The sequence below is a fragment of the Corynebacterium sp. genome (assembly GCF_012838985.1).
Classification (GTDB): domain Bacteria; phylum Actinomycetota; class Actinomycetes; order Mycobacteriales; family Mycobacteriaceae; genus Corynebacterium.
In genome coordinates this window covers 1-5,738 of sequence record NZ_DUOE01000135.1, presented here as the reverse complement: position 1 = coordinate 5,738, position 5,738 = coordinate 1, and the positions used below count along the sequence as shown (strand labels likewise).

Below are 5,738 nucleotides of genomic sequence, written 5' to 3'. Positions count from 1 at the left end.
GACACCCCTTTCAAATTGTGTACTCAGATGCGTGCGCCCCAGTAGTTGAGGTGGTTGATGGAGTGGCTCAGGGCCGTGCGGTCACCGAAAATCGAGTAGGACGGATCGCTGCCGCGGCCGGTACACCGGCGGCGTAGTCTACGGCGGTAGCCAGGGAGTTTCCCTCTCAGTGTCGTTACGGTACGCACGCTAAGGGGAGGGGTGACGGACCGCCGTCCGAATGCGTAACACCCGGACTATGGTTGGTGATGTGAGTACTGAACCAGCTGTCACAAGATGAAGGAAGTTAATTCATGAATCGCGACCTCAGTTCAGATCCAGTCATGATGGTGTTCGGTCCACTCAGTATCGCCCTCATCGTTTCGATGATTGTTCAAGCGTTTACCGGAACCCTTTCGAGCGCTCCCGACCAATAGAGAAGGAAAGAACGAGGCGTCGTACCGGAAATCTTCTCTGGTACGACGCCTTATTCACGGGCAGCCTAGATGCGTGCACCCCAGTAGTTGAGGTGGTTGATCGAGTGGCCCGGGGCGGTACGACCACCGAAGATCGCGTCGGACGGATTGTTGTAACGACCGTGGGTATTCTCGCCAAGGTTAACGTTTCATGCATGCAGTCCGATAGGTGAGGTGAATGGGTTCACATCTCACGGAAGGATTTCACCATGCAGTCGTCGCCTTTCTCCTCCATCCTCGGCGCGCTCCTCACCTGCGGCGCGATCACGAGTTCACTTCAGGACAGCAAGGGGATTGAGCCCTGGCTGTCCTTCGTGCTGCGCCAGTTCAACATCATCGGTCCGCGGTAGTCGGACCGCCTGTGGGCACTCCTGCTGGACTCTTCAGCGGGAGTGCCCACACTGCTTTCCGACGCCCGCTTGGCCATCCCTAACTCTCAACTGAAGCTTGAATAAACGGGGGTTGAAGTGGGGGTTTAGAGTTGCTGGCGTGATCGGCGGGGTGGAAACTGGTCCGTGTTAGCAAGCAGTTAGCAAGCAAGCAAGACGTAAACGAGGCCGTTGGGGAAGACGAACCTCGTCTTACACCGCCGCATCCGCCTACCCTCCGTAGGCGGATGCATGTGCGGTGGTCGTTCCTGCCTAAGGATCTTCGACATGACCACCCTTGCACCAACGCTCGCACGCTGGTTGGGCGCCGCCGATTCCGAGGCACCGGACCATCTGTGGGAGCCCTCTGACGTGCCCGTGATCGCCGCGGTCTATGACACCCCGGCGTCGACGGTCGCGCGCACCGCCATGCTCACCATCTCCGGCATGCCGCGGGCCCTGCGTCCGCGCATCGAGACGGCCATGGTCATCTGCATCCCGAGTGAGTCCGAGCTCCGTGTCCCCGGTGCCGATCCGCTCACCGCAGACTGGTTCACCTCGTGGCACCGTAGCCACAGCAATGGACCGGGTCCCTACATCGACTGCCGCCAGATCCTCACCGGCACGGAGTGCGAACTCGCACGCCTGCGTGACATGGTGACCAACCTGGCCCGTGACTACGACTTCACCGCCGAACTCTCACTGGCCGACTAGCAGCACAGACACCAACGCCGCGCACACCCCGGACGGGGCAGCGCGGCGTCGACGAGTTTCCGGGGGCTCCGGGGGGCTAGAAGTCCCAGTCGTCGTCCGTGGTCTCCTCGGCGGTGCCGATGACGTAGGAGGATCCCGAGCCGGAGAAGAAGTCGTGGTTCTCGTTGGCAGAGGGGTCCAGCGAGGTCATCACGCCGGCGTTGAAACGGCAGGCGTCCGGCGGGAAGATGCCCTCGAAGCCGAGGTTGTTCATCGCCTTGTTCGCGTTGTACTTGAGGAAGGCCTTGACGTCCTCGGTCCAGCCGATCGGGTCGTAGATGTCCTGGGTGTAGTGGGCCTCGTTGTCGTAGAGGTCCAGGAGCATCTCGAGTGCGAACTCCTTGTCCGCCTCGTTCTCCTCGGCGGACAGGTGCTTCGCGGCCTGCTGGAACTTGTAGCCGATGTAGTAGCCGTGGACGGCCTCGTCGCGGATGATGAGGCGGATGATGTCGGCGGCGTTGGTGATCTTGCCCATCGAGGCGAAACGCAGCGGCAGGTAGAAACCGGAGTAGAAGAGGAACGACTCCAGCATGACGGAGGCGATCTTCTTCCGCTGCGGGGTGCCGTTCTGGTACTGCTCGATGATGGTGCGGCCCTTGTACTGCAGGTTCTCGTTCTCACGGGACCAGCGGAAGGCGGCGTCGATCTCGGGGGTGTCGGCCAGCGTCATGAAGATGTTGGAGTACGACTTCGCGTGCACCGACTCCATGAAGGAGATGTTCGTGTAGACGGCCTCCTCGTGCGGGGTGGTGGAGTCGGGGAGGATCGACACGGCACCGACGGTGCCCTGCATGGTGTCCAGGAAAGTCAGTCCGGTGAACACACGCATGGTCGCCAGCTGCTCCTCGGCGGTCATGTTGCGCCAGGACGGGATGTCGTTGGACACCGGAACCTTCTCAGGCAGCCAGAAGTTGGAGGTCAGGCGGTTCCAGATGTCCAGGTCGGTCTGGTCCGGGATACGGTTCCAGTCGATGGAGTCGAGGACGTCGCCGTCCTCGTAGTGGACAGGGGTGCTGATCGTCTTGTGCATGCTCACGTTCTCCCTCCGGGACTCGAACCCGGGACGCCGGATACTCCGGCGTGTTGCCAGTGACACAATGGGAAATCCCCCTGTGTGGAATGCGGGCCAGGGGGTTGCCCTCTCGGACCACACTGTAGCCCTTTCCGGCTGTCCGGTCACCTGTCGGCCAGGTGGGTCACATCTCAGCCCTCATAGTGACCGTCCCCGAAAGGGTCGAGAATGGACCCGGCGATCACCCCGATGTCGTCGACCACGCGCGTCGGGCGGTAGGGGTGGCGGTCGATCTCGGCGTCGTCGGAAATGCCCGAACGCACGAGGACCGTCCGCATCCCGGACTCCATGCCGGTCTTGATGTCGGTGTCCATGCGGTCGCCGATCATGACGGTGTGCTCCGAATGCGCGCCCATGGTGTTGAGTGCGGAACGCAGCATCATGGGGTTCGGCTTGCCGATGTAGTACGGCTCCTTGCCGGTCGCGGCGGTGATGAGGGCGGCCACCGCACCGGTCGCCGGCAGGATGCCCTGCGGGGCCGGCCCGGTGACGTCCGGGTTGGTGCAGAGGAAACGGGCCCCGCCGATGATGAGGTTGATGGCGGTGGTGATCGCCTCGAAGGAGTAGGTGCGGGTCTCGCCCAGCACCACGAACTCCGGGTCCGCGTCCGTGAGGATCCATCCCTTCGCGTGCAGTGCGGTGGTCAGCCCCGACTCCCCGACGACGTAGGCTGTGCCCTCCTGGCTCTGGTGGGAGAGGAAGTGGGCGGTCGCGGTGGCGGACGTCCAGATCCGCTCCGCCGGGATCCGGAGGCCGGAGGCGGAGAGACGGGCGGAGAGGTCACGCGGGGTGTGGATCGAGTTGTTGGTGAGCACCATGAACTCGATGCCGTGCTCGTGCAGCGCGTGGAGGAACCGGTCGGCGCCGGGGATCATCTCGCCCTCACGGATGAGGACGCCGTCCATGTCGGTCAGATAGCTGATGGTGGCGGTCATGGCCGTCATTGTGGCCGTTGCGGGGGCAAACCGCGCGTCGAGAAGCTACTGAGGGCCGGGAGCCTCGACGAGTTCGGCCAGTTCACCCACCGTCGACGTCCGGAACACGGTCTCGTCGTCGAGGCGGACACCGAAGGCGTCCTCGATGCGGACGGCGATCTCGATCATCGCCAGGGAGTTGATCCCCAGCTCGGAGATCTTCGCCTCCGGGGTGAGGTCCTCGGCCTCCAGGCCGGAGGCCTCCTCGATGATCTGGGCGAGTTCGGGAGAGATGGTCATGCCACCGATCCTAGTGGGCGGGGAGGGGCTCGGTAATGTCGCATGTATGGCTTTCACCCTCAAGGACCTTCCGAACCTTCTCCGCAGCTGGGTGATGAGGCTGACCCCCGGGGGCCGTCGGCGTCTGGCGCTGGAACTCGGTGAGCTCCACTCCGGGGTCCGTGAGCCGGGGCTGACGGACATCGACCGGGTGGGCACCGTCGACAACGACGGCATCCGCGTCCACTGGTACGAGTACGGCGACGTCCGCGCCTACGACTCCTCCGTGACCGTCGTATTCGTCCACGGTTTCACCCTCGCCGCCGAATCCTATTATCTGCAGGTCAATCACCTGCGTGAGAGGTGGCCGGACGCCCGGCTCCTGCTTCTCGACGTCCGCGGCCACGGACAGACCGGCAAGGTCGACCCCGCGGCCTGCACCGTCGAGGGGGCCGCCGACGACACCCTCGCGGTGATGGAGGCCCGGGGAGTGAACGGGCCGGTCATCCTCGTCGGGCACTCACTCGGCGGGCTCGTGGCACTCAACCTGGTGCGCCGCTGCCCGCCCGTGCTGCGCGGCAACATCGCCGGCCTCGTCCTCGTCGACACCTCCATCGAGGCGCTCTCCGACCAGGGGCTGCCGCAGATCCTCGCGTCGCCCGTCGCCACCCAGGTCTACGAGGCGGTGGAGAGTTCCCCGCAGGAGGCCCGGAAGTTCAAGGAGCAGGCGGCGCTCATCCTCGCCCCGACCCTGGCCGTGACCGTCTTCCACCGCAGGACGGACTACGGCATCATCGAGTTCCACGCCGCCATGATCCACGAGACCCCGCTGGAGACCTTCGTCGGCTACTTCGAGGACCTGCAGCAGCACGATGAACTGGCGGCGGGGGAGTACCTGCAGGGCATCCCCGGCTACGTCATCGCCGGTGAGAGGGACGGCGTCACCCCGCTGTCCCAGGCGGAACGTCTCATCGAGGTGTGGCCCGAGGCGTGGCTCCAGATCGCCCCGGACGCTGGCCACATGGTGCCGCTGGAGGCCCCCGAGGTGCTCAACGCGGCGATCGACCGACTGCTGATCCGGACCCTGGAACAGGAGCGGGGCAGCGGCCCGGAACGGCAGGTGCCGGCGGAGTTCTCCTAGACTGGTGGGCGTGAATGCTCTGGATCTGGTGAAGGAATGGCCCGTCGACAACTTCGCGGCGGCGGTGATCGACGGCGACGACATCCATCGGGTCGGTGACCTGGGTAAGGTCTTCGAACTCATGAGTGTGACCAAGCCCCTGTCGTCGTACGGTTTCCTCATGGCGATGGAGGAGGGCATCTTCGAGCTCGACACCCCGCTCGGACCCGAGGGCTCGACCGTGCGGCACCTGCTCGCCCACGCCAGCGGCGTCGGCTTCAACCACGGCGACCGTGAGCGCGCCCCGGGAGAACGCCGCATCTACTCCAACCAGGGGTTCGAGATCCTCGCCGACGCCGTCGAGGAGGCCGCCGGCATGACCTTCGCCGAGTACCTCCAGCTGGGCATCATGGAGCCGCTCAACATGAAGTGGACCCGCCTGCGTGGATCCGCCGGCTGGGAGGCCGAGGGCACCGCCCACGACCTCATCACCTTCCTCCTCGAGCTGATGAACCCCACCCTCATCCACGAGTCCACCATGGCGGAGGCCACCTCCGTCCAGTTCCCGGAGCTCAACGGCATCGTCCCCGGCTACGGCATGATGAAGCCCTGCCCCTGGGGCCTCGGATTCGAGATCAAGGGCGACAAGGAGCCCCACTGGCTGGCCCCGAACATGCCCGCCGACACCTTCGGCCACTTCGGCCAGTCCGGTACCTACGTCTGGGTCGCGCCGGGCACCGGCCGCGCCATGGTCGCCCTCACCGACCGCCCCTTCGG

Annotated in this window: 7 protein-coding genes; 4 read left to right on the top strand and 3 right to left on the bottom strand. The window is 64.8% G+C overall.

Annotated elements, in window-relative coordinates; all coding sequences use genetic code 11:
* Positions 1–664 precede the first annotated feature (664 nt).
* Together GXZ33_RS07930 and GXZ33_RS07925 are read left to right on the top strand one after the other, a co-directional pair.
* Entirely contained in the window at positions 665–805 is a 141-nt protein-coding gene (locus GXZ33_RS07930; protein ID WP_291340301.1) for a hypothetical protein, read from the top strand.
* Between the two features lie 306 nt (positions 806–1,111).
* Positions 1,112–1,537, top strand: coding sequence for a hypothetical protein (locus GXZ33_RS07925; protein WP_291340300.1), 426 nt, complete (start codon positions 1,112–1,114; stop codon positions 1,535–1,537).
* A gap of 76 nt (positions 1,538–1,613) precedes the next feature.
* Here GXZ33_RS07925 and nrdF read toward each other — a convergent pair whose 3' ends face one another.
* From nrdF to GXZ33_RS07910, 3 genes are all read right to left on the bottom strand, one after another.
* On the bottom strand, positions 1,614–2,606 hold the full coding sequence (gene nrdF / locus GXZ33_RS07920; protein ID WP_291340299.1) for a class 1b ribonucleoside-diphosphate reductase subunit beta: 993 nt from the start codon (positions 2,604–2,606) through the stop codon (positions 1,614–1,616).
* A 173-nt stretch (positions 2,607–2,779) separates the two neighbouring features.
* Complete coding sequence (locus GXZ33_RS07915) at positions 2,780–3,583, bottom strand: HAD-IIA family hydrolase (RefSeq protein ID WP_291340298.1); 804 nt, start codon at positions 3,581–3,583, stop codon at positions 2,780–2,782.
* 45 nt (positions 3,584–3,628) lie between these two features.
* The gene (locus GXZ33_RS07910) at positions 3,629–3,862 is read right to left on the bottom strand and encodes an acyl carrier protein (protein ID WP_291340297.1); all 234 of its coding nucleotides are present in this window, start codon (positions 3,860–3,862) and stop codon (positions 3,629–3,631) included.
* Positions 3,863–3,908: 46 nt separating this feature from the next.
* On the opposite strand from GXZ33_RS07910, the gene GXZ33_RS07905 reads away from it, so the two are divergent.
* Both GXZ33_RS07905 and GXZ33_RS07900 read left to right on the top strand, forming a co-directional pair.
* The gene (locus tag GXZ33_RS07905) at positions 3,909–4,982 is read left to right on the top strand and encodes an alpha/beta hydrolase (RefSeq protein WP_291340296.1); all 1,074 of its coding nucleotides are present in this window, start codon (positions 3,909–3,911) and stop codon (positions 4,980–4,982) included.
* Between the two features lie 10 nt (positions 4,983–4,992).
* Positions 4,993–5,738 (top strand): serine hydrolase domain-containing protein (locus GXZ33_RS07900; RefSeq protein WP_291340295.1); only part of this gene is annotated, 746 nt, incomplete at its 3' end.